Source organism: Cupriavidus sp. SHE (assembly GCF_000812445.1).
Lineage (GTDB): Bacteria > Pseudomonadota > Gammaproteobacteria > Burkholderiales > Burkholderiaceae > Cupriavidus > Cupriavidus metallidurans.
In genome coordinates, this window is the sequence record NZ_JWMB01000042.1 from 127,587 (window position 1) to 147,142 (window position 19,556).

Consider the following 19,556-nt stretch of genomic DNA (forward strand, 5'->3'; position numbering starts at 1 on the left):
GGTCCTGCTTCGCAGGCTACTTGCGCTTGCCGCCGCCGAGCAGACTGCCCAGCACGCCGCGAATCAGTTCCCGTCCCACCTGGGAACCCACCGTCCGCGCCGCCGACTTGGCCATCGACTCGAGGATCGAATCGCCGCGCCCGGTCTTGCCGGTGCCTTTCGTCAGCGTGCCGAAGATCTCGCCAGCCTGATCGAGCCAGCCGCCCTGCTCCGCGCTACCACTTGTCCCGCCTGCCGCGCCGCCAGTGGCCGGCCCCGCCGTTCCCGTTCCCGACGCCGCCGCGTTGCCGCGCAACTTCTCGTACGCCGATTCCCTGTCAATCGTTTTCTCATAGGTACCCGCCACCAGGGACCCCGCGATCAACGCCCGACGCTCGTCGTCCGTGATCGGGCCGATACGGCTGCCTGGCGCAAGCACCCAGGCACGCTCGGTGACGCAGGGCGTGCCCTTGGCGTCGAGGCACGACACCAGCGCCTCCCCCACGCCGAGTTCGCCGATAACCTGCTCCAGATTGAGCTTCGGGTTCGCGCGCATCGTCGTGGCCGCCACCTTGACCGCCTTCTGGTCACGCGGCGTGAATGCGCGCAGCGCGTGCTGCACGCGGTTGCCAAGCTGACCGAGCACAGTGTCCGGGATATCGACCGGATTCTGCGTCACGAAATACACACCCACGCCCTTCGAGCGCACCAGCCGCACGACCTGCTCGATCTTGTCGAGCAGCGCCTTGGGCGCATCGTTGAACAGCAGATGCGCCTCGTCGAAGAAGAACACCAGCTTGGGCTTTTCCAGATCGCCGGCCTCGGGCAGCTTCTCGAACAGCTCGGACAGCATCCACAGCAGGAAGGTCGCGTAGAGCCGCGGCGCGTTCATCAGCTTGTCGGCGGCCAGGATGTTGACCACGCCCTGCCCCTTCTCGGTCTGGATGAAGTCCTCGAGATTGAGCATCGGCTCGCCGAAAAACTTGTCCGCCCCCTGCGATTCGAGCCCCACCAGACCACGTTGGATCGCGCCGATCGACGCCGCCGAAATATTGCCGTACTCGGTCGTGAACTGGCCCGCGTTGTCGCCCACGTACTGGAGCATCGCCCGCAGATCCTTGGAATCGAGCAGCAGCAGGCCGTTGGCGTCCGCGATGCGGAATACCAGGTTCAGGACGCCTTCCTGGGTATCGTTGAGTTCGAGCATCCGCGACAACAGCAGCGGCCCCATATGGGAAACCGTCGCGCGCACCGGATGGCCTTTTTCGCCGAAGACGTCCCAGAGCGTGGTCGGACACGCGCCCCAGACCGGCTCGGGCAGGCCATGCTCGGCCAGGCGGGCCTTGAGCTTGTCCGTGGGCTGGCCGGCCTGGGAAATGCCGGTCAAGTCACCTTTTACGTCAGCCATGAACACCGGCACGCCCAGCCGCGAGAAGCCCTGGGCCAGCGTCTGCAGCGTGACGGTCTTGCCCGTGCCGGTCGCGCCGGTGATCAGGCCGTGGCGGTTGCCCATTTCGGGCAACAGCACGAGTTCTTGGTCGGCATTCTTGGCGATGAGGATGGGATCGGCCATGTGATCTCGGGAAGCGGGAATGAACGGGGTAGAAATGCACCCGCGGCCACCGGCAGAGGCGCGATGCATGGCGCTTCGGAGCGGCGGGGGCGCGTGATAAAATCCTGCGCTGATTATAGCCAGCAGATTGGCACATCAATCACATGGCGCGGCCGCCGGATTGTCAGCAACTGTCAAGGAAGCCTGATCCACGCCCGCGCCGCGCCAACAGCGGCTGCACGCCGCACGATTCGTTTTTGCGCCACGGAGAGAAACATGGCCGGTCATTCCAAATGGGCCAACATCAAACACAAGAAAGCCGCCGCTGACGCCAAGCGCGGCAAGGTCTGGACGCGCCTGATCAAGGAAATCACCGTTGCCGCCAAGCTCGGCGGCGGCGAATTCGACTCCAACCCGCGTCTGCGCCTGGCCATGGAAAAGGCCATGGACGCGAACATGCCCAAGGACAACATCCAGCGCGCGATCCAGCGCGGCGTGGGTGGCCTGGAAGGCGCAAACTACGAAGAAATCCGTTACGAAGGCTACGGCCTGGCCGGTGCCGCCATCATCGTCGACTGCCTGACCGATAACCGCACCCGTACCGTGGCCGAAGTCCGCCACGCGTTCTCGAAGCACGGCGGCAACATGGGCACCGAAGGTTCGGTGGCCTTCATGTTCACGCACTGCGGCCAGTTCCTGTTTGCCCCGGGCACCCCGGAAGACAAGCTGATGGACGCCGCGCTGGAAGCCGGCGCGGACGACGTGGTCACCAACGACGACGAATCGATCGAAGTGACTTGCCCGCCCAATGACTTCGGCGCGGTCAAGGCCGCGCTGGAAGCCGCCGGCTTCAAGGCCGAAGTGGCCGACGTGGTAATGAAGCCGCAGAACGAAGTGAGCTTCGTCGGCGACGACGCCGTCAAGATGCAGAAGCTGCTGGACGCGCTGGAAAACCTGGACGACGTACAGGAAGTCTTCACCAACGCGGTGATCGAGGAATAAGCCTCTCGCGCCGCGCCCCATGGCGGCAGCCCGGCACCAGCCAGCTGCCGCTTTTCGCATGCGTTTCTTTTCTGGCAGTGGATCATGAAAGTTTTGGTTGTCGGCTCGGGTGGACGTGAACACGCGCTGGCGTGGAAGTTGGCCCAGTCCCCCAAGGTGCAAGTCGTATACGTGGCACCGGGCAACGGCGGGACGGCGCTGGACAAGCGTCTGCAGAACGTGCCGCTGACCGACCCGGAGGTGCTGGCCGCCTTCGTCGAGCGTGAAGGTGTGGCGTTCACCGTGGTTGGCCCCGAGGCGCCGCTGGCTGGCGGGATCGTCGACGTGTTCCGCGCCCGCGGCCTGCGTATCTTCGGCCCGACCAAGGCCGCCGCCCAGCTGGAATCGTCGAAGGACTTCGCCAAGGCCTTCATGCACCGCCATGGCATTCCCACGGCCTATTACCAGACGTTCTCCGACGCCGCCGGCGCCCACGCCTATATCGACGCCCAAGGCGCGCCAATCGTGATCAAGGCCGATGGCCTGGCCGCGGGCAAGGGCGTGGTGGTGGCGATGACGCTGGAAGAAGCGCACGCTGCGGTCGACATGATGCTGGCCGACAACAAGCTCGGCGATGCCGGCGCCCGGGTCGTGATCGAGGAATTCCTCGAAGGCGAGGAAGCCAGCTTCATCGTGATGGTCGACGGCAAGAACGTGCTGGCACTAGCCACTAGCCAGGACCACAAGCGCCTGCTGGATGCGGACGCGGGCCCCAACACCGGCGGCATGGGCGCGTACTCGCCTGCCCCCGTGGTCACGCCCGCGCTCCATGCGCGCGCGCTGCGCGAAATTATCCTGCCGACCGTGCGTGGCATGGAAAAGGACGGCATCCCGTTCACGGGCTTCCTGTACGCCGGCCTGATGATCGACGCCAACGGCAACCCGAAGACGCTGGAATTCAACTGCCGCATGGGCGATCCGGAAACGCAGCCGATCATGGCGCGCCTGAAGACCGACCTGGTGGACGTGATGGAAGCGGCCGTGGACGGTAAGCTGGATCAGATCGAGCTGGACTGGGACCGCCGCACCGCGCTGGGCGTGGTCATGGCCGCCTACGACTATCCGGAAAACCCGCGCAAGGGCGATGCGATCACCGGCATCCCCGCGGAAACCGCCGACGCCGTGACGTTCCACGCCGGCACCACGCTCAAGGATGGCACGCTGCTGACCTCCGGCGGCCGCGTGCTCTGCGTGGTGGGCCTGGCCGATACGGTCAAGGCAGCACAGAAGAACGCCTACGCCGCAGTGGAACAAATCCGCTTCGACGGGATGCAATTCCGCACCGACATCGGATACCGCGCCATCAAGCGCTGATGACCCCAGGTATCCGACCATTCGCCCCACGACACGTGGGGCGAAGCCAGCCGGTACAATCATGACACCGCAATGACAGCCGGAGCGCCCGCCGCCCGGCTGTCCTGCTACCGGCCTATTCAGACCCACCCATCATGATCGATTCCCAGGCAGTCCGTGACTATCTGCTCGGCCTGCAAGACCGCATCACCGACGCCATCGCCGCTGTCGACGGCCAGGCGTTCCTGACCGATAACTGGGAGAAGCCCCCCACCGAGCGCCTGCGCGGCAGTGGCCGCACGCGCATCCTGGAGGGCGGCGCCGTGATGGAGCGGGCCGGCGTGGGGTTCTCGCACGTGCGCGGTGACACGCTGCCGCCGTCGGCCAGCGCCAACCGGCCTGAACTGGCCGGCCGCAGCTTCGAGGCGATGGGCGTCTCGCTGGTATTTCATCCGCGCAACCCGTACGTGCCCACCGTGCACATGAACGTACGCTGCTTCATCGCCGTGAAGCCCGACGCGGAACCGGTCTGGTGGTTCGGGGGTGGCATGGACCTGACGCCGTACTACGGCAATGCCGACGACTGCGCGCACTTCCACCGCACCTGCAAGGATTCGCTGACCCCGTTCGGCGACGACCTGTATCCGCGTTTCAAGCAGTGGTGCGATGAGTATTTCTTCCTGCGCCATCGTGGCGAGGCACGCGGCATCGGCGGCATTTTTTTCGATGATTTCTCGGCGCTCGGCTTCGACCGCAGCTTCGAGATGCTGCGCTCGGTCGGCGATGCGTTCCTCGCCGCCTACCTGCCGATCCTCACCGCACGCAAGGACGCCCCCTATGGCGAGCGCGAGCGCGATTTCCAGGCCTATCGCCGCGGCCGCTATGTCGAATTCAATCTCGTGTTCGATCGTGGCACGCTGTTCGGCCTGCAGTCGGGCGGTCGCACGGAGTCGATCCTGATGTCGATGCCACCGCAGGTATCGTGGCGCTATGACTGGCAGCCCGAGCCGGGCACTCCGGAAGCCGCGCTCTATACCGATTTCCTGCCGGCGCGGGACTGGGCCTGAATCGATGACCGATAAGAAGCCGGCCACCGCCAACGGACAGCAGCGTCCCTACCGCCTGGGTATCCTCGGCGGCACCTTCGACCCTCCGCATCGCGGCCACGTTGCGCTGGCCCAGTTGTGCATCGATCACCTGGATCTGGACGAACTGGTCTGGATTCCCACCGGCCACTCGTGGCAGAAGGGCGACCACGTCACCCCCGCCGCCGACCGTCTGGCCATGACGGAACTGGCCGCCGACACGCTGGATCCGGGCCGCGCCAAGGTCCGCGTGAGCCGCATGGAAGTGGAGCGCGAGGGCCCGAGCTACACGATCGACACGGTGCGGCAGTTGCGTGCCAAATACGGCGCCGACACGTCGATGTCCTGGCTGATGGGCGCCGACCAATTGCTGCGCCTGCACACCTGGCACGGCTGGGAGGCCCTGTTCGAGCAGGTGCACCTGTGCATCGCCACCCGCCCAGGTTTCGACCTCGCGGCACTGGACGGCCCGGTGCTCGACGCGATGCAGCAACGGCTGGCGGACACGCACCTGATACAATGCACGCCCTCCGGCCATATGTGGATCGACCAGACGCTTGCCGTCGACCTGTCCTCCACCGGCCTGCGCCAGCGCCTGGCCGATGGCCCGATCACGAATGATCCGGCGGATGACCAGTTGCCCGCCGGCGTGGCACACTACATTGCGCGTCACGGCCTGTACCAGCAGGCCTGAGCCGACGCGCCCCCTACCGAATGAAGCTGAACAAGAAAGACACCATGGATATTCGTAAACTGCAGCGCGCGATCGTCGACGGGCTCGAGGATGTGAAGGCGCAGGACATCAAGGTGTTCGACACCACTCACCTGACCGAACTGTTCGACCGGGTGGTGATCGCCAGCGGTAATTCGAACCGTCAGACCAAGGCGCTGGCGGCGTCGGTACGGGATACGGTCAAGGATGCCGGCGGCCACATCGTGGCGGTCGAGGGCCTGGAGACCGGCGAGTGGGTGCTGGTGGACTGCGGCGACGCCGTGGTGCACATCCTGCAACCGCAACTGCGCCTGTACTACAACCTGGAAGAGATCTGGGGCGACAAGCCGGTGCGCGTGAAGCTGGCTGCTGGCAAGGGCCTGGCCAAGGCCAGCGAGCCGATGGACGACGAGGATGCCGAGCCGGCCCCGCGCGTGCGTCGCGCATCGAACCTGCGCCCGGCGCTGGCCCGTTTGCCGGAAGGCATGAAGGAGCCGTCGCCGCCGATGGGTCACGAGGACACCGATCCGGACGCGATCGCCACGATCCGCAAGCCGACGCGCAAGACCAGCAGCACGGGCACCGCAGCCAAGGCACCGGCACGCAAGACCACAACGGCTCGCAAGACGACGACCGGCACGGCCGCCAAGACGCCGGCCCGCAAGTCGGCAACCGGCACCGCCACCAAAACGACGGCTCGCAAGACCACTGCGACCAAGACTGCTGCTGCCAAGACCGCCGCACCGCGCAAGCGCGCAACGCGTTCGGCCTGACCCTTCCTGACGTACCGACCACCGGGCATCTCTCATGCAACTTGCTATCGTGGCTGTCGGCCACAAGATGCCCGCGTGGATCGAAACCGGTTTCAACGAGTACACCAAGCGGATGCCGCCCGAGTTGCGCATCGAGCTTCGCGAGGTCAAGCCGGAAGCCCGTTCATCGAGCAATAACGCCGCCACGGTGATGCAACGCGAAGCCGCGCGCATCGAGGCCGTGCTCGGCTCGCTGTCGAAGCAGTGCCGGATCGTGGCGCTCGACGAACGCGGCAAGGACTGGACCACCGTGCAACTGGCCGAGCAACTGACCGGCTGGCAGCGCGAAGGCGGCGACGTCGCCTTCCTGATCGGCGGTGCGGACGGCCTCGATCCGGCGCTCAAGGCACGCGCGCACACACTGTTGCGTATATCGAGCCTGACGCTGCCACACGGCATGGTGCGCGTGCTGCTGGCCGAGCAGCTTTATCGTGCCTGGTCGGTCACGCAGAATCATCCGTATCATCGCGCCTGAGTCATCGCGCCTGAGTCATTGGGCCTGCGTCATTGGGCCTGAATCATCGGGCCTGAACACCGGCGGCGGTTGGCCCGCTCTCCGTGATAGCGGAAAGGCAAGCCAGTACAATCGGGGCAACTGTTTCTCTCGCCTCGATTTCCCATGACCTCCATCCTCTATCTGGCTTCCCAGAGCCCGCGCCGCCGCGAGTTGCTGACGCAGCTCGGCGTGACCTATGAACTGCTGCTGGCGGATGCCGGCGAGGATGCCGAAGCGCTCGAGGCCGTCCGGCCCGGCGAGTCCCCCGATGACTACGTCCAGCGAGTCTGCGCGCTGAAGGCCGACGCGGCACTTCAACGCCGCGCGCGTCGCGGCCTGCCCGAGGCGCCGATCCTGACTTCCGACACCACGGTCTGCCGTGGCGGCGACATTCTCGGCAAGCCCGCCGACGCGCGCGACGCTGCTGCCATGCTGGCGTCGCTTTCCGGCACCACCCATCGCGTATTGACTGCCGTGACGGTCGCGACGTCCGCCGGCCAGCGCCATGCGCTGTCGATCTCCCACGTCACTTTCCGGCCGATGCTCGCCCCCGAGATCGAGCGCTACGTGGCCAGCGGCGAGCCGCTCGGCAAGGCAGGCGCATACGGCATCCAGGGCCGCGCGGCGGAGTTTGTCGAGCAAATCGACGGTAGCTATTCGGGTATCATGGGCCTGCCCTTGTTCGAGACGGCGGCACTGCTGCGCGAGGCCGGTTTGCACTTCTGACCGGCGCTTCCAACCCGGCCTTCCGACCCAACCTCTCCGACAAGGCCCCTGGGGTCAAATGCCCGGCCACGAGCCGGGCCACAACAACAAGCGCCAACGGATCGGCGACGCGAGATTAAGCGTATCCATCGCTATGACCGAAGACATCCTCGTCAACATCACGCCGCAGGAAACACGCGTCGCCATCGTGCAGCAGGCGGCCGTTCAGGAACTCCATGTCGAACGCACGCTAACGCGCGGGCTGGTCGGCAACATCTATCTGGGCAAGGTCGTGCGGGTGCTGCCGGGCATGCAATCGGCGTTCATCGACATCGGTCTGGAGCGCGCTGCGTTCCTGCACGTGGCCGACATCTGGCATCCGCGTGACGGCGACAAGAACGGCCACCTCGCCATCGAGAAAACGCTGTTCGAGGGCCAGGCGCTGATGGTTCAGGTCATCAAGGACCCGATCGGCACCAAGGGCGCGCGGCTGTCCACACAGGTCAGCATCGCAGGCCGCACACTCGTCTATCTGCCGCAGGATCCGCATATCGGCATCTCGCAGCGTATCGAGGGTGAAATCGACCGCGAGGCGCTCCGTGCCCGCGTGCAGGGCCTGGTGCCCACCGACGAGCGCGGCGGCTTCATCGTGCGCACGATCGCCGAGGAAGCCAGCGACGAGGAACTTGGCAACGACATCGCCTACCTGCGCAAGATCTGGGCGACGATCCGCTCCAACGCCACCACCCTGCCCGCGCCGAGCCTGCTCTATCAGGACCTGAACCTGGCCCAGCGCGTGCTGCGCGACTTCATCAATGACGCCACTGGCGTGATCCAGATCGATTCGCGCGAGAACTACCAGAAACTGGTGGAGTTCGCGCAGGAATACACGCCCGCCGTGCTCCCGCGCCTGTCGCACTACACCGGCGAGCGCCCGATCTTCGACCTGTTCAACATCGACGCGGAAATCGAAAAGGCGCTGTCGCGCCGGGTAGACCTGAAGTCCGGCGGCTATCTGATGATCGACCAGACCGAAGCGATGACGACGATCGACGTCAACACGGGCGGTTATGTCGGCGCGCGCAACTTCGACGATACGATCTTCAAGACGAATCTCGAAGCCGCGCACACCATCGCGCGCCAGCTCCGGCTGCGCAACCTGGGCGGCATCATCATCATCGACTTCATCGACATGGAGAACGTGGAGCATCGCGACGCGGTGCTCTCCGAACTGAAGCGCGCGCTCTCACGCGACCGCACGCGCATCACGGTCAACGGCTTCTCGCAACTCGGTCTGGTGGAGATGACACGCAAACGCACGCGCGAATCGCTCGCGCATGTGCTGTGCGAGCAGTGCCCGGTCTGCACCGGCAAGGGCCAGGTCAAGACGCCGCGAACGGTCTGCTACGACATCTTCCGCGAAATCATGCGCGAGTCGCGCCAGTTCAATCCGCGCGAGTTCCGCATCCTGGCCTCGCAGGAAGTCATCGACCTGTTCCTCGAGGAAGAAAGCCAGCATCTGGCGATGCTCGGGGACTTCATCGGCAAACCGATCTCTCTCCAGGTGGAATCGACGTTCCACCAGGAGCAGTACGACATCATTCTGATGTAACCCCCACCCGCCGGCCGCGCAGGGCCACGTGGAACGCCACGAGCCCTGCGATCTGCAAGCCGGCCATGCCGAGCGCCATCTTCATCGTGGAGTCCAGCAGCAGCGGCACCAGCAACGCGGAAGACAGCAAATTGCCGATCTGCTGCGTCGTGACGTAGCCGCTGGAGGCCAGACCCCGCCGCTCCGGAAAGCAGTCCAGCGCCAGCAGTTGCAGGCTGGGCTGCGTCATCATCATCCCCGCCGCGAAGACCGGCAATGCGACCAACGCCCAAGGCATCGGCGGCAGGTGCAGCGCGGCCACCGCGAGATTGAAGACGCCGGCCGCCATCATCACGAGATGGCCCCGATTTACGCTGGACTCCGGACTCGTGCGGCCGGCAATGCGATGCGCCACCAGCGCACCCGCGATGATGCCCGCCACGATCGGAATGAACAGCCAGCCAAACGACTGCGCGCCGAGTCCCAGATGCTGATAGACGAAGCGCGGCGCCGCGAAGACGTAGATGTAGATCGCCAGGTTCACCCCGGCATTGGCCAGCGCCAGCGACATGAATCTCCGGCTCGACAGCATGGCGAAGTAGCCCCGCGCGAGCAGCTTGGGGTGCATCGGATGCCGACATGCTGGCGGCAAAGTCTCCGGCACCCAGATCCAGCAGGAAACCAGCAGGCTCCCCGAGATCAGCGCAAGGAACACGAAGATGCTGCGCCAGCCCATCCAGACCAGCAGCCAGCCGCCGCAGATCGGCGCCAGGGCCGGTGCCAGCGCGAAGATCATCGCGATCAGGGCCATGACTTTCTGGGCCTGCATGCCGTCGAACGTATCGCGCACCATCGCGCGCCCGACGATGACGCCGATCCCGGCCCCCACGCCTTGCAGTGCCCGCCCGGCGTAGAACATGTCGATGCCGGTCGCTCCGGCGCAGACCAGAGATCCGGCTACAAAGAACACGCAGCCTGCAAGAATCATGCGACGGCGGCCAATCGCGTCAGAGATCGCTCCGTGCCAGGGCAGCAGCAATGCAAACGGCAACAGGTAGGCCGTCAGCGATTGCTGGACCTCGGCAGTGCTCGCATGAAGCGCGTTCGCGATTGCCGCGAACGCTGGCAGGTACGTCGCAATGGCAAACTGCCCCAGCATCGACAAGCCAGCGGTCAGTGCCGCCATGCTGCCGACGCTGGGGCGCCTGGGGCCCGCTTCCGCACCCACCGCTACGACTGCCCCAGGCACATCCACTTCACTCATCACGCTGCCATCGAAGCCGCGGCCCCGGCAGGTTGTTCGGCGATGGCGGACTGGATCTGCGCCACCTCCTGCAGATCGCGCTCATAGGTGCGCGATGCGCGCAGCAGGCACAGCGCCGCGAGCAGGCCAAAGACCGGCATTGCCGTCAATGCCGCTTGCAGGCCGAATGCGTCGGAGAGCGCACCGCCCACGAACGGGCCGATGGCGAGTCCGAACAGATTCTGGAACAGCGACAGCAGCGCCGCGCCGGTGGAGCGCAGCCCCGGATGCACCACGTCGAGCACCACGCTCGAAGCCGGCCCAACCGTGCATGTCATCAGGAAGCCACCCAGCGCGATCAGCAGGAACTGCTGGTTCATGGACTCCGCCGCGCTGAATGCAACCACCAGGATCGGCGCGGTCACCATGCACAGGAACGACACCGTCTTGAGCTTGTTGCGCGGCTGCTTGGTGCCGGCGACATCCGCAACAATGCCCCAGACGAAACAACCCACCGCGCCGCACAGCACGATCAACGCCGACTGCATGGCAGCCTGATCCACCGGCGTGCCGTGGAGGCGATTGAAGTAGCTCGGCAGCCAGGCCCAGATCGTCGATACCACGACAAGCTGCAGCGCCGCGCCCAGGCAGGTCCACCACATCGTGCGCGAGCTGGTCAGCGCCGAAACCATATGCGCGAGCAGGCTCTTCGCTTTCCCTTGCTCATGGGCAGGACGCGTGTCCAGCGCCGCGGTCTTGTAGTCCGGCACGAACATGTAGAGCAGCGCCAGCAGCAGGCCGGGCACACCCACCACGCCGAACGCGGCCTGCCATCCCCAGCGTGCGGTGATCACGCCACCCAGCACCACGCCGAGCACCGCGCCAATCGATCCGGCTGCGAAGAACGCGCCGAGCAGCATCGAACGCAGCCTTGCCGGGAACAGGCTGGCGATCAGCGCCGCGCCGACGGAACCGTAACCGGACTCGCCCACACCCACCATCGCGCGCGCCATGAACAACTGCGAGTAGTTGCGGGTGAACATGCACGAAATCGTCGCCAGGCTCCAGACCACGCCCATCACCACCACGCTCTTGACGCGGCTGACGCGGTCCGCCAGCAGTGCAACGGGGATGCCGCCCAGCGCAACCACCACCGAGATGATCGACACCAGCCCGCCCAGTTGCTTGTCGGAAAGATTCCATGCGGCCTTCAGGTGCGGAAACAAGGACACGATCACCTGCCGATCGATGTAGTCGAACAGCATCAGCGCGAAGGTCATGGCAAACGCAAACCATGCGCGTGATTTGCTGACCAGATAGTCGTTGTTGTTAGCCTGCTGCGTGTCGGCGGAAAGATGGTGCATGAGCGGTGTCTCCTGTGCAGGCCGGCTGTCGGGCCCTGTCACAACTGCCTGGTTTTCTATCGGAAGCCCGCCGTTTTTCCCTCCAGATTCCGGCGGTGCGTCAAGCAGTATGGAGGCTCACCGAATGTCGATTTGACTGCGCGGGACATCAATTTGACATACCGGGACACTAAGGGAATGTTCTATCCGTGACCGGCCATTGGGAGTGACGCCAACCGGCGTCATCGTTCTGTCACTGTCGGCCGCCAGAATGCGCCTGTCATTCAAGGAAGGAGTCGACATGACGCATGCAATCGAAGTCCGCGGACTGAGCAAGTCGTTCCGCGCGGACCGCAAGGCGCTTGACGATGTCACGCTGCAAATCGCCCCGGGTGAAATGGTTGCGCTGCTGGGCGCATCGGGCTCGGGCAAATCGACGCTGCTGCGCCATGTGGCCGGTTTCGTCACGGGCGATGCCGGTTCGGGCGAGATCCTCGTCAACGGCCGCACGGTGCAGCGCAACGGACGTCTGGCCCGCGATGTGCGCCGTGTACGTGCAGACATCGGATTCGTATTCCAGCAGTTCAACCTGGTCGGCCGCCTGCCAGTGATCACCAATGTGCTCGTGGGAATGCTGACGCGCGTGCCGAAATGGCGCAGCCTGCTCCGCATTTTCAAGGCCAGCGAAGTGCAAGCCGGGCTCGATGCGCTTGCTCAGGTTGGTATAGACGACTATGCGTTTCAGCGTGCCTCGACCCTGTCGGGCGGGCAGCAGCAACGTGCCGCGATCGCCCGCACGCTGGTGCAGAACGCGCAAGTGATCCTGGCCGACGAGCCGATCGCCTCGCTCGATCCTGAATCGTCGCGTCGCGTGATGTCGCAACTGGCGCAGATCAACCGCACGCGCAAAGTCGCCGTGGTGGTATCGCTGCATCAGGTGGACGTGGCGATGCGCTATTGCCCGCGCGTGGTGGCACTGCGTCACGGCAAGGTGGTCTATGACGGCCCCTCCGCCGCGCTGACGCAGCAGATGCTGCGCGACCTGTACGGCAGCGAAGCCGACGAGCTACTGCACGACAGCGTGCCCGAGGCCCCCTCTTGCGCCGAAGGCGTGCCCGCGCCGGTGATGGTCAGGATGGATCTGGCCGCAGCCTGAGGCTTGCCTCGCACGCCTCACCACGCCAGCCCATCGCATCGCCGGCCTCGCACTGTCAGACCCGAATACCCGATTCACCCAACCCGTATTTACCTTCAGCCTTTCCAAACGGAGTCATCGATGCTTCGCAGAACTTTCCTCGCCGTGGTCGCTTCGGGTGTCGTCGCGCTGCCCGCCTTCGCCCAGGACGTCAAGACCCTGAACATGGGCATCATTTCGACGGAAACGTCGTCGAACCTGAAGTCCGCATGGCAACCCGTGATCGACGACCTGAGCCGCGCACTCGGCGTGCAGGTCAAGCCGTTCTTCGCCTCGGACTACGCCGGCATCATCGAAGGGATGCGCTTCAACAAAGTGCAGATCGCCTGGTACGGCAACAAGTCGGCCATGGAAGCCGTGGACCGCGCCAACGGCGAAGTGTTCGCATCGGTAATCGACAAGGACGGCAACCCGGGCTACTGGTCGCTGCTGATCGCTCGCAAGGATAGCGACCTGAAGTCGGTCGAGGACGTCATCAAGCGCGGCAAGGACCTGACCTACGGCGCCGGCGATCCGAACTCCACCTCGGGCACGGCCGTGCCGGGCTATTACCTGTGGGCCGCCAACAAGGTCGATCCGAAGATGCTGTTCAAGGCCGTGCGCATCAGCAACCACGAAACCAACCTGCTGTCGGTGCTGAACAAGCAGGTGGACGTGGCCGTGAACAACACCGAGAACTTCGAGCGCTATCGCATCAACACGGGCAAGAACGCCTATGACGACGTGCGCGTGCTGTGGAAGTCGCCGCTGATCCCGGCCGATCCGCTGGTCTACCGCAAGGACCTGCCGCCCGAGCTGAAGAAGAAGATCCAGGACTTCTTCGTCAACTACGGCAAGGGCGCCGACGCCGCGCGCGAAAAGCAGGCGCTGGCCACGCTGACCTACCAGGGCTTCCGCGTCTCGACCGATGCCCAGCTCGTGCCGATCCGTCAGATCGAACTGGCCAAGGAAAAGGCCAAGATCGAATCCGACAGCACGTTGGCCGCTGCCGACAAGGAAAAGAAGCTGGCCGACGTCTCGCGCCGTCTGGCCGAACTCGACCGCACCAGCAGCACGCAGTAAGCCTCGCCTGAAGCCGATGGCGCCACTCGGGTCGCCATCGGCTTTGCATTTTCCGCTTCAGCTTTACCTCTTCCGACTGCCCATGACCGCCACCGCCAAGCCCGGCCTGCCGCCCACACCTCAGAGTACCGTCCGGCCGCCGCGCAATTCCCTTTCCGTGATGCTGATCTGGGCAATCGTACTGGCCACGCTCGCCATGTCCTGGCAAGGCGCGGACATGCGTCCGATGGACCTGTTCCGCGATTCCGGCAACATGGCCAAGTTCGCCGCCGATTTCTTCCCGCCTGACTTCCGCGACTGGCACACCTATCTCGACGAAATGCTCGTCACCGTGCAAATCGCGCTGTGGGGCACCGCGCTGGCCGTCGTCATGGCCGTACCGTTTGGCCTGCTGTGCTCGGCCAACATCGTGCCGGCCTGGGTTTATCAACCAGCCCGCCGTCTGATGGACGCCTGCCGCGCGATCAATGAAATGGTCTTCGCGATGCTGTTCATCGTCGCCGTGGGTCTGGGACCGTTCGCCGGCGTGCTGGCGCTCTGGATCCACACCATGGGCGTGCTGGCCAAGCTGTTCGCCGAAGCCGTGGAAGCGATCGATCCGCGCCCCGTCGAAGGCGTGCGCGCCACGGGCGCCGGCCCGATCGAAGAAATCGTCTACGGCGTGATTCCACAGGTGTTACCGCTGTGGCTGTCGTTCGCGCTGTATCGATTCGAGTCAAACGTGCGCTCCGCTTCGGTGGTCGGCATCGTCGGCGCCGGCGGTATCGGCACCGTGCTGTGGGAAATCATCCGCAGCTTCCAGTATGCGCAGACCTGTGCGGTGATGATTATCATCATCGTGTTCGTGACCGGCCTCGACATCGTCTCCGCCCAGATCCGCAAGGTGCTCGTATGACAACGCTGACCCTTTCCAGCATCGCCGCGCTGTTCGAGAACCACGGCACCGCGTACTACGGCGGCGAGGACATCAGCCAGACCGCCCACGCGCTGCAGTGCGCGCAGCTTGCCGAGCAGGCCGGCGATCCGGAACCGCTGATCGTCGCGGCGCTACTGCACGACATCGGCCACCTGATGCTGGCCGAAAGCCTGACCACCGACATGCGCCACCAGGAAACCGGTGCCGACGCGCTGGCCAGCCTGTTCGGCGAAGACGTCACCGAGCCGGTGCGAATGCACGTGGCGGCCAAGCGCTATCTGTGCGCAGTCGATCCCGCGTACTTCGACACGCTCTCGCCGGTATCCGTGCACAGCCTCTCGCTGCAGGGCGGCCCGTACGACAGCGAACAGGCCAGCGCGTTCGCCGCGCAGGCGCACGCCGACGCCGCTGTGCGTCTGCGCCGCTACGACGACCTGGCCAAGGTGGTAGATCTGCAGACCCCTACCCTGTCCCACTATCTCGACATGGCGGCACGCTGTGTCCGCGTCGGATGAGCGAAGCCGATTTCTCCACAGCGCTGATGCTCCGCGAAGTGCAAGGCACCGACGCAGAGCTGGCGCACCTGTCCGCCCTGCTGGCGACGATGGATAACGAGACACCGCTACCGCTGGCGACCATGCGCGAGCGCTTTGCCGCGATGCGTCGCTACCCGGACTACCGTGTCTATCTGATGTTCGATGCGGACGGGGTGCCGCTCGGCACGTTCAGCCTGCTGGTGTTTCCGGTGATGGTGCACGACGGACGGCCCGAGGCGATACTCGAAGCCGTGGTCGTCGCGCCGGCCGCGCGAGGCCGTGGAATCGGCAAGCAGATGATGCAGGAAGCCATGCGACTGGCGCGCGAAGCCGGCGCGGCCAAACTCATGCTCTCATCGAATGCGCGGCGCCTGCAGGCGCATCAGTTCTATCGGCAGCTCGGGTTCACCGAGCACGGGATCAGTTTTAGTACGGCGCTTTGAGTCGCACCCGGGAGCATCGTCGTTCAAACGCTTGCCCTTTCCTCCGGGCACGCTCCCACATGCGGGCAAAGGGTGCAAGCCTCCAGGATTCGAAGCACCGTTGATGTTTTCCCCTCTCCCGCGTAGTGGCGAGAAGCCGGGAGACACGGGCTGTGCCTCAATCCCCCGCGGCCCCAACCAACCGCGCGAATGCATCGGCCGAATCGGCCAGGTCGCCACTATTGTCGATCTCGACTACCCGGCAGCCAGGCGGCACATCGAACGGCTGCTCCGCGCGTGCCAGCCTCCGGGCAATGCCCTCTTCCGACTCACGCCCGCGCTGGCGCAAACGCGCGGCCAGCACCTCGGGTTTCACGCGCACATGCACGGCGCATAGATGCGGATAGCGAGCCACCGCCTGCGGCAGGTACTCTCGGGAGCCATTGACGACAACCTTGATGCCCTGCGCCAGCCACTGTTCGATCTCCACGCCAATGCCATAGTGCAAGCCGTGGCTATTCCAGTGCAGCGCCAGACAGCCAAGATCCGCGCGGCGGTGAAACTCGTCCGCCGACAGCGCGACCGATGCCTCGTTCTCGTCGGCAGCACGCGTGATATAGCGATGCGCCACCACGATACGATCATCGCGCTGCAGCCGTTCGCGCAAGGTCCGCAGCAGCGAGTCCTTGCCGCTGCCGGACGGGCCCATCACATAGAACAGCCCGCTGCCATCAGGCGCGGAGCCGGAGTGGAATCGTGTGGTCATGCCGAAAGATAGCCGACACCCGCGCCATCGACAGTGGTGCCATCGAAGCCGTAGTGACGTGCAACGATGAAATCCGCACCGGGCTCGGGTTGGACGAAGAGACTGATGGCATCGACATGCAGCGGGCTCTCGAGCAACCTGCCGCCGCTGGCCGATAGCTGCGCGAACGCGGCGGCCTCGTTGTCGGCATCAAGCATGCCGGTCAGCGTGATATGGAACGTGAACGTATCGAACGCGTACGGATAGCCCCAGGCGTCGAGCATCTCGCGCTGCGCGGCCGTCAGTTGGTCAGGCCGGCGCCGGCTCACTTCCTCCGGCGTGGCCGGCGCGCGGAAATGGTCGAAGGCACGCATGCAGTCGTCGGCAAGCTCATGCATCCGCTTGCCGCCCTGCGCCCGTGCATCGTCAAGGCACCAAGCCAGGAACCCACGCAAGGCACGCAGCGTCAGCGGCGCGTCAAACGCGGCGCGCTCCCGTGCGAACGCGCGGACGGCGGCGTCGAGCATGGGCGCATCGGTGCCATCGGCCAGACGGAACGGCGGCTTCAGCGTGGCGTGCAGCGCATAGTGCGCCGGGGCCTTGACCCATTCGGCGAGGCGCGACGCGATGCCCGGCGGCAACGGCGTTGGCTGTCCGGTGTCGGCATCGCGGCCAAGCCATTGCGCGCCGAACGTGCGAAATGGCTCGGCGGGTGCGAGATAGATCGCGTAGCGGTGCGCCTGCATCGTCATGCCGCCAGGCTGCCGCGAGCGTCGGCCACATCTGCGAGATCGGCCAGGTCAGTCATCGACAGCGCGCCAGACGCATGACGCACCTCACCATTCACGATGGTGGCGCAGACACGCGGCAATCCCGGCTGGCTGTCATCGACGAGAATCGCATCGGCGCGCATTCCCGGCGCGAGCACGCCACGGTCGCGCAGTCCCGTCGCGCGGGCCGGATTACGTGACACCAGGTGCCAAGCCTCGGGCAGCGAGCACACGCCAAGCTGCGCGAGCTTGAATGCGGCCTGCAGCAGCGCGGGATAGTAGTAATCGGAAGCCAGAACCGAACACAGGCCGGCGGCCACCATTTCCGTGGCGTTAGGCGCGCCGGTATGGCTCTTGCCGCGCAGCACGTTGGGCGCGCCGAAGACGGTTTCGTCGCCGATCTGGCGTGCCAGCGTCGCGGCCTCCACCGTCAGCGGGAACTCCGCGATCCGGCAGCCCTGGGCGTGATAGTGCTGGCGCGTCGCCACATCGGGGTCGTCATGCGATGCAATCGGCAGATTCGCGGCCAGCGCCGCGGCGATCAGGCACGACATCGCGGCAGGTACTTCCTGCGCATTGCGGCTGGCTGCGCGCAGGCGGTTGCGGAATGTCTCGGTATCGCACTCGGCGCGTTCCGCATACTGCACGAGCTTGCGCTCATCACTCATGCGGCGAGCCATGGTCGGCAGGTGATCGTTGATCGCCAGCAGGGCCACACGGCCATCCGCCATCCACGACAAGGCCGTCTCCACGCCAGCGAGGTGATAGGCCTCGAAGCGCAGATGCACCTTGTGCTCCGCGCCCAGCACGGGCTGCAACTGGGCCAGCGCATCGAACATGCGCAGCGCGTAGGCCTCGCCACGCAAGCCGCCCTCCCACGACAGGGTCACGCCATGAAACTCGGTCGTGATGCCGTGCGCGAGCAACTGGCGGTCGACGTCGAGCAGCGCGGCGCCGTACGGGAAGCTCACGCCGGGACGCGGCATCACGGAACGCTCGAACGCATCACCGTGAATGTCGACAATGCCCGGCAGCACCAACAGGTCGCCCGCGTCGATGCAGGGGCCACTTGCGGGTGGCTGCGCCATCACGCTGCCGTTGTGAATGCCCAGCGTTGCCAGGCCGATGCCGTCGGCGCCCATCACGCGGCGGCCGGTGATCCCCGCGAGCGGGGTCGATGAAGTTTGAGAGATCGTATGCATGGGCAATACGTTAGCTTTGGTAGATGACAGACGGATGTCTAGACCAATACGTGCGGCTCACCCCGCTTGAAACCGCGGGACGATGCCGTCATTTCAATCCTGATCGGAGACCGTAAGTTGCACCCAGTCGCCGGCAAAGCGCGTCATGCTGTATTGGACGGGGGCGCCGTCGATATCGATGTTCAGTGCCTCCACTTGCAGGATAGGACGCGTCTTCGGCTGATTCAGCAATCGCGCCACCGGGGCGCTCGGCATGGCCGCCGTGATCCGCGACCACTTGCGGGTGTAATCGGCAATGCCATACTTCGCCAGCGCGCGCGAGATCGATTGTGTCTCGCTCACCTTGTCTTCGAAACCGGGAAAACGCTTAGGATCGAAGTAATGCTCGGCCACGTCGATCGTGCGCCCTTCGGCCTTGCCGAGCATCTGCACATGCAGAATCTCCGCCGTGCGGGACAGACCTAGATGTTTGGCGATTTCCGGCGCGCGCAGGATCTGGCTATCGACGAGTTCCGTGTGCCCGCGCATCCCCTGCGCGGCCAGGTTCTGCGAGAAGCGCGTGCGACGCCCGATGGCGTAATCAATGGCGTGCTCCTGCACGAAGGTGCCTCGGCCCTGCTCGATCCGCACCAGGCCGCTCAGTTCGAGCTCACCCATCGCGCGCCGGATCGTATGCCGGTTCACGGCGAAGCGCGAGGCCAGTTCCGGTTCCGGCGGCAACTGCTCGCCCGGCCCATAGAGTTTGTTGCGGATGTCCTCCGCAAGCGCCTCGCCAATCTGCCGCCATACGGCGACGCCGGAACCCCGTTCGACTTCCCGATCAGACATCTTGCCTTGCCCTGTTGTCATCAAGCAT

General features: G+C 65.2%; 20 protein-coding genes. 13 read left to right on the forward strand and 7 right to left on the reverse strand.

Features of this window, described 5'->3' with window-relative positions:
* Positions 1–16: 16 nt before the first annotated feature.
* Positions 17–1,552 (reverse strand): helicase HerA-like C-terminal domain-containing protein, encoded by a 1,536-nt coding sequence (locus tag RN01_RS20865; protein WP_017511219.1) that lies wholly within the window; start codon positions 1,550–1,552, stop codon positions 17–19.
* A 255-nt stretch (positions 1,553–1,807) separates the two neighbouring features.
* Here RN01_RS20865 and RN01_RS20870 point away from each other — a divergent pair, with 255 nt between their 5' ends.
* The 8 genes from RN01_RS20870 (at position 1,808) to rng (ending at position 9,287) form a co-directional block, all read left to right on the forward strand.
* Positions 1,808–2,533, forward strand: a complete 726-nt coding sequence (locus RN01_RS20870; protein ID WP_017511220.1) for a YebC/PmpR family DNA-binding transcriptional regulator — start codon at positions 1,808–1,810, stop codon at positions 2,531–2,533.
* 84 nt (positions 2,534–2,617) lie between these two features.
* Positions 2,618–3,886, forward strand: a complete 1,269-nt coding sequence (purD, locus tag RN01_RS20875; protein ID WP_008645173.1) for a phosphoribosylamine--glycine ligase — start codon at positions 2,618–2,620, stop codon at positions 3,884–3,886.
* Positions 3,887–4,020: 134 nt separating this feature from the next.
* Complete coding sequence (gene hemF, locus RN01_RS20880) at positions 4,021–4,932, forward strand: oxygen-dependent coproporphyrinogen oxidase (protein WP_017515049.1); 912 nt, start codon at positions 4,021–4,023, stop codon at positions 4,930–4,932.
* 4 nt (positions 4,933–4,936) lie between these two features.
* Positions 4,937–5,644 (forward strand): nicotinate-nucleotide adenylyltransferase, encoded by a 708-nt coding sequence (locus RN01_RS20885; RefSeq protein WP_017515050.1) that lies wholly within the window; start codon positions 4,937–4,939, stop codon positions 5,642–5,644.
* A gap of 44 nt (positions 5,645–5,688) precedes the next feature.
* The gene (rsfS, locus tag RN01_RS20890; protein WP_024570715.1) at positions 5,689–6,435 is read left to right on the forward strand and encodes a ribosome silencing factor; all 747 of its coding nucleotides are present in this window, start codon (positions 5,689–5,691) and stop codon (positions 6,433–6,435) included.
* A gap of 34 nt (positions 6,436–6,469) precedes the next feature.
* Entirely contained in the window at positions 6,470–6,949 is a 480-nt protein-coding gene (gene rlmH / locus RN01_RS20895; protein WP_017515052.1) for a 23S rRNA (pseudouridine(1915)-N(3))-methyltransferase RlmH, read from the forward strand.
* Positions 6,950–7,093: 144 nt separating this feature from the next.
* The gene (locus RN01_RS20900; protein WP_024570714.1) at positions 7,094–7,696 is read left to right on the forward strand and encodes a nucleoside triphosphate pyrophosphatase; all 603 of its coding nucleotides are present in this window, start codon (positions 7,094–7,096) and stop codon (positions 7,694–7,696) included.
* A 133-nt stretch (positions 7,697–7,829) separates the two neighbouring features.
* The gene (gene rng / locus RN01_RS20905) at positions 7,830–9,287 is read left to right on the forward strand and encodes a ribonuclease G (RefSeq protein WP_008645167.1); all 1,458 of its coding nucleotides are present in this window, start codon (positions 7,830–7,832) and stop codon (positions 9,285–9,287) included.
* Here the strand turns inward: rng and RN01_RS20910 are convergent.
* Positions 9,274–10,530, reverse strand: a complete 1,257-nt coding sequence (locus RN01_RS20910) for a multidrug effflux MFS transporter (protein WP_029700497.1) — start codon at positions 10,528–10,530, stop codon at positions 9,274–9,276. The two genes, rng and RN01_RS20910, sit on opposite strands and share 14 nt — an antisense overlap.
* On the reverse strand, positions 10,530–11,873 hold the full coding sequence (locus RN01_RS20915) for an MFS transporter (RefSeq protein ID WP_024570713.1): 1,344 nt from the start codon (positions 11,871–11,873) through the stop codon (positions 10,530–10,532). The genes RN01_RS20910 and RN01_RS20915 overlap by 1 nt, the downstream gene beginning before the upstream one ends.
* Positions 11,874–12,153: 280 nt before the next feature.
* On the opposite strand from RN01_RS20915, the gene phnC reads away from it, so the two are divergent.
* The 5 genes from phnC to RN01_RS20940 all read left to right on the forward strand — a co-directional run bounded on the left by phnC (position 12,154) and on the right by RN01_RS20940 (position 16,004).
* Positions 12,154–13,008 (forward strand): phosphonate ABC transporter ATP-binding protein, encoded by an 855-nt coding sequence (gene phnC / locus RN01_RS20920; RefSeq protein WP_024570712.1) that lies wholly within the window; start codon positions 12,154–12,156, stop codon positions 13,006–13,008.
* Positions 13,009–13,128: 120 nt separating this feature from the next.
* A complete protein-coding gene (phnD, locus tag RN01_RS20925; RefSeq protein WP_017512433.1) occupies positions 13,129–14,109 on the forward strand; it encodes a phosphonate ABC transporter substrate-binding protein in 981 nt (326 codons plus the stop codon).
* Positions 14,110–14,191: 82 nt separating this feature from the next.
* Entirely contained in the window at positions 14,192–15,004 is an 813-nt protein-coding gene (gene phnE / locus RN01_RS20930; RefSeq protein ID WP_017512432.1) for a phosphonate ABC transporter, permease protein PhnE, read from the forward strand.
* On the forward strand, positions 15,001–15,540 hold the full coding sequence (locus tag RN01_RS20935) for a phosphonate degradation HD-domain oxygenase (RefSeq protein ID WP_017512431.1): 540 nt from the start codon (positions 15,001–15,003) through the stop codon (positions 15,538–15,540). Before phnE ends, RN01_RS20935 begins: the two co-directional genes overlap by 4 nt.
* A complete protein-coding gene (locus RN01_RS20940) occupies positions 15,537–16,004 on the forward strand; it encodes a GNAT family N-acetyltransferase (RefSeq protein WP_017512430.1) in 468 nt (155 codons plus the stop codon). The genes RN01_RS20935 and RN01_RS20940 overlap by 4 nt, the downstream gene beginning before the upstream one ends.
* Before the next feature lie 157 nt (positions 16,005–16,161).
* On the opposite strand, the gene phnN is transcribed toward RN01_RS20940, so the two are convergent.
* The 4 genes from phnN to phnF form a co-directional block, all read right to left on the reverse strand.
* The gene (phnN, locus tag RN01_RS20945) at positions 16,162–16,749 is read right to left on the reverse strand and encodes a phosphonate metabolism protein/1,5-bisphosphokinase (PRPP-forming) PhnN (RefSeq protein ID WP_017512429.1); all 588 of its coding nucleotides are present in this window, start codon (positions 16,747–16,749) and stop codon (positions 16,162–16,164) included.
* A complete protein-coding gene (locus tag RN01_RS20950; RefSeq protein ID WP_017512428.1) occupies positions 16,746–17,480 on the reverse strand; it encodes a DUF1045 domain-containing protein in 735 nt (244 codons plus the stop codon). The genes phnN and RN01_RS20950 overlap by 4 nt, the downstream gene beginning before the upstream one ends.
* Positions 17,477–18,700, reverse strand: a complete 1,224-nt coding sequence (locus RN01_RS20955) for an alpha-D-ribose 1-methylphosphonate 5-triphosphate diphosphatase (protein WP_024570710.1) — start codon at positions 18,698–18,700, stop codon at positions 17,477–17,479. Before RN01_RS20955 ends, RN01_RS20950 begins: the two co-directional genes overlap by 4 nt.
* A gap of 93 nt (positions 18,701–18,793) precedes the next feature.
* Positions 18,794–19,528 carry a phosphonate metabolism transcriptional regulator PhnF gene (phnF, locus tag RN01_RS20960; protein WP_017512426.1) on the reverse strand — a complete coding sequence of 245 codons (735 nt, stop codon included), beginning with the start codon at positions 19,526–19,528 and terminating at the stop codon, positions 18,794–18,796.
* Positions 19,529–19,556: the final 28 nt, after the last annotated feature.